This is a genomic window from Leisingera sp. F5 (assembly GCF_001593695.1).
Window position 1 is genome coordinate 1 of sequence record NZ_LUKH01001150.1, and the last position, 1,229, is coordinate 1,229.

Below are 1,229 nucleotides of genomic sequence, written 5' to 3' on the forward strand. Positions count from 1 at the left end.
CATCCTGGGTGAAGCGCCCGAGGACCGCCGCACCCTGCTGTTCTCAGCCACTGTGCCAGCGGGCATTGCCAGCCTCGCCAAGACATTCCAGAAAGACGCGCTGCGGATCCAGACCGCAGGCGAAACCAAACAGCACAGCGATATCGAATACCGGTTGATGAGCGTGGCGCAGCAGGATGCGGAAAACGCCATCATCAACGTGCTGCGTTATTATGAGGCGCCCAGCTCCATCGTTTTCGCCAACACCCGTGCCGCAGTGAACCGGCTGGCGGCGCGGCTTACCAACCGCGGCCTGCCGGTGGTGACACTGTCTGGTGAACTCTCCCAGGCTGAACGCAGCCAAGCGCTGCAGGCAATGCGAGACGGCCGCGCCCGGGTCTGCGTGGCCACTGACGTGGCGGCACGCGGCATCGATCTGCCGGGGCTGGAGCTGGTGGTTCATGCCGAGCTGCCCTCGAACCACGAAACCCTGCTGCACCGTTCGGGCCGGACCGGCCGCGCGGGCCGCAAAGGCGTCAGCGCGCTGATCGCGCCGCCCAAGGCGCGCAGCAAGGCGCTGCGGCTGCTGAAGTGGGCCAAACTGACGGCAGAACACTGTGAAGCGCCCTCCGCCGACGACATTCTAGCACGTGATGAAGAGCGGATGCTAGCTGATCCTGTCTGGCAAGAAGCGGTTTCGGAGCAAGAGCAGGCAGGGGTTCAAACCCTGCTGGAGCATTTCTCAGCCGAGCAAATCGCTGCCACCTATCTGCGCCTTTTCCGCAGCCGTCACTCGGCGCCGGAAGAGTTGCGTCCGGCCGGCGCGGAGGAACCGCGTAAGGAACGCAAAGAACGCAAGGATTTCGGCCCGTCGGTGTGGTTCTCGCTGTCAGGCGGGCGCGCCACTGGCGCCGATCCGCGCAAAGTGCTGCCGATGCTGTGCAAGGCCGGCAATATTGACCGCGACGTCATTGGAGCGATCCGGATACAGGAAAATGAAACCTTTGCTGAAATCAGCCAAGATGCGGTTGATGGCTTTCTGAAAGCACTGGGCGGCAAGACCGAGCTGGAGCCGGGCGCCGTGCTGACCCAGCTGTCCGAAGCCCCGGACCTGGGCCCAGCGCCACGCCGCGGTCCTGGCGGACCGAAGGGTGGCTTCAAGGGCGACCGTGACCGGGAGTCCAAGCCGCACCGTGGCAAACCGGATGGCCCGAAACCCTATCGCGGCAAATCCGAAGACAGCCGGGACA

General features: G+C 64.5%; 1 protein-coding gene. It reads left to right on the forward strand.

The features are described 5' to 3' along the window. Positions 1 to 1,229, forward strand: a 1,229-nt coding sequence (locus A2I95_RS39670; RefSeq protein ID WP_291737837.1) for a DEAD/DEAH box helicase, incomplete at both ends; no start/stop codon positions are given.